This window comes from Tunicatimonas sp. (assembly GCF_049647865.1).
Taxonomy (GTDB): domain Bacteria; phylum Bacteroidota; class Bacteroidia; order Cytophagales; family Cyclobacteriaceae; genus Tunicatimonas.
Map to the genome: position 1 here is coordinate 1 of NZ_JBARYM010000647.1, position 2,337 is coordinate 2,337.

3 protein-coding genes are annotated in these 2,337 nt (G+C 45.1%); all 3 read left to right on the forward strand.

The window, feature by feature from the left end; genetic code table 11:
- Nucleotides 1–143: 143 nt before the first annotated feature.
- Entirely contained in the window at nt 144–764 is a 621-nt protein-coding gene (locus tag WBA23_RS19050) for an RNA polymerase sigma-70 factor (protein WP_424583869.1), read from the forward strand.
- A gap of 66 nt (nt 765–830) precedes the next feature.
- Entirely contained in the window at nt 831–1,865 is a 1,035-nt protein-coding gene (locus tag WBA23_RS19055) for a FecR family protein (RefSeq protein WP_424583870.1), read from the forward strand.
- Between the two features lie 28 nt (nt 1,866–1,893).
- The coding region (locus tag WBA23_RS19060; protein WP_424583871.1) for an STN domain-containing protein at nt 1,894–2,337 on the forward strand (444 nt) is incomplete at its 3' end.

Sequence of the window (2,337 nt, forward strand, 5' to 3'; positions counted from 1 at the left end):
CCATAACACTGTACATCTATGTCCGAATACGGACAGTTTTGCACGGTTTCGTACAATTCGCTAGAGTATTTGTGCCTTTGTTAAGGTAAAAAAACGCTTGGCATATAACTTGCACCACTGCTGAGCAACTGACCGCTCACGATATGCTCATAACTGGCACGATACCGAACCATCTACTCTGGCGTGTTTACTATTGGTTCATCCGCAGCAAGCTAACAACGAATGGGTCGCCACCTGCGGCTGCTCAATCTGCTTCATCACCCGAATCTTCAGTAGAAAATTATTTCCGCACCTACTACGGTCTACTTTGCCAAACAGTGTATAAGATGGTGCGAAGTTCCGCGGTTGCGGAGGATATCGTGCAGGATGTATTTCTAAAGGTTTGGAATAATCGCACTCAACTAGACGAACAAAAGTCAGTGAAAGCCTATTTGTATCGAGCAGCGATCAACACCACACTTAACTACTTAGAGAAGGCAAAATCCCAAACGGCCCTAAGCGACGAGTACGAGAATCAGGTAGGAATTAATACTACTGATGAATCGGTTGCTTACCAGGAAACGGAACAGCGTATTCAGGCGGCCATTGATACGCTTCCTCCCAAATGTAAAGTGGTATTTACCTTAAGTAGATTTGAGGATCAGAGCTACGCGGAGATTGCCAAAACCCTGAGTATCTCAGTAAAATCAGTAGAGAAGCACATGGGCAAAGCCCTCAAAATCTTACGGGAACAACTCAAAGATTACTTTCAATCAACTTTTTAAATTTTTTTCTGCGGCAAGGTAGGGTACCCCGCTACTTATCGGTAATAGTAATAGTTAGTACGAAAGATGGGAAAGTCCAATGACGATATCTGGACATTAGTTGCCAAACAAATTACGGGTAAACTAACCGAAGAAGAAGCTAAGCAATTAGCCGACTATCAACAGGAGCGTCCGGAAAACCAGACTACCGTTGAGCAGACGAAAGAATTGTGGCAAGCGAGTAAGCGCAGCGAACCATTTTACGAGCCAAATGTAGAAGAAGGCTGGCAGCGATTTGTGTTCCGACGGGATCAACAGTCAATGAATAGATTGGTTGGTACGAACACGAGCATGAACGGGGCTGATCATACCAAATCGCGCAGCTTGGTTTGGTGGGGTGGAATTGCGGCATCTCTGGCTTTGCTGCTAACCATTGGTTGGCTTTGGCAAAGTGGAGCTTCTGAAACCGGCTGGCAGGAATTTGCTACGGCTGAGGAAGAAACATTGCAACTAATGTTGCCCGATAGTAGTGAGGTTTGGCTTAATGGACAAAGTACACTGCGCTACGCGGATAACTTTAATACAGAGAACCGTACCGTGTTTCTGGAAGGAGAAGCCTTCTTTGAAGTAAAAGAAGCCGAAGGTCGAAGGTTTACGATCTTCAGTGGATCAGCTAAAACCGAAGTAATTGGTACTTCATTCAACCTGCGGGCGTACCCCGAAGAGGCCGTAGCCGTGCAGGTGGTAACCGGACGAGTAGCCTTTTCCCCGGCTAACCAAGATGATGCTGTTTTTTTGGAACCCGGTGAGGAAGCCGTACTAACTGAACGCGCGAAAACAGCCCAAAAACAGGAAATTATAAACCCTAATTTTCGAGCTTGGCAAAACGGAGTATTGATTTTCAACAATACAAATCTACGGCAAATTGCTCGTCAGATGGAAGAGCAATTTGGAATTACGGTGGAACTAGCGGAACCGTCATTGGCTAACTGTCGCTACACCGCTACCTTTGAAAATGCCTCTCCCGAAGCTGTATTAACAACCCTTTCGGCTATTGGCAATGTATCGTACCAACAGCAAGGCAACCGCTATATTTTAACTGGACCCGGTTGTCAGGAGTAATCTTTAGAACGTAAAAACTAAAAAAATAATGACCGCTTCAATACACTCTCTAACCGGAGGGCTGCTACTACTATGCTTTAGCAGTTTATATCCTCCCCAAACCGATATTCTTCAACAAAAGGTGTCGGTCACCTACCAGAATGCTTCATTGCAGGAAGTACTGACCGATTTGCAGGAGCAATACGGGCTAAAATTCGCTTACCTCAACAATGAGTTACCGGTTGAGCAGTTGGTAACGCTAAGCTTTCAGAATGTTCCCTTGAGCCAGGTACTTGATACTGCCCTTAGCAATACGTCTTTATCGTATCAATTGGTGAACGGCCAAATTGTGCTAAAAAAGGATACTGAAAAGACCGAGCAATCCGTCGCGAAACCAGAAATAGAAGAAACATCTAAATCCAATTCCTCATCCAACGCAGAAAAATCAGACAAGCAAGTATCAACTGCGGGAGCATCTGCCTCTACCGAAGAC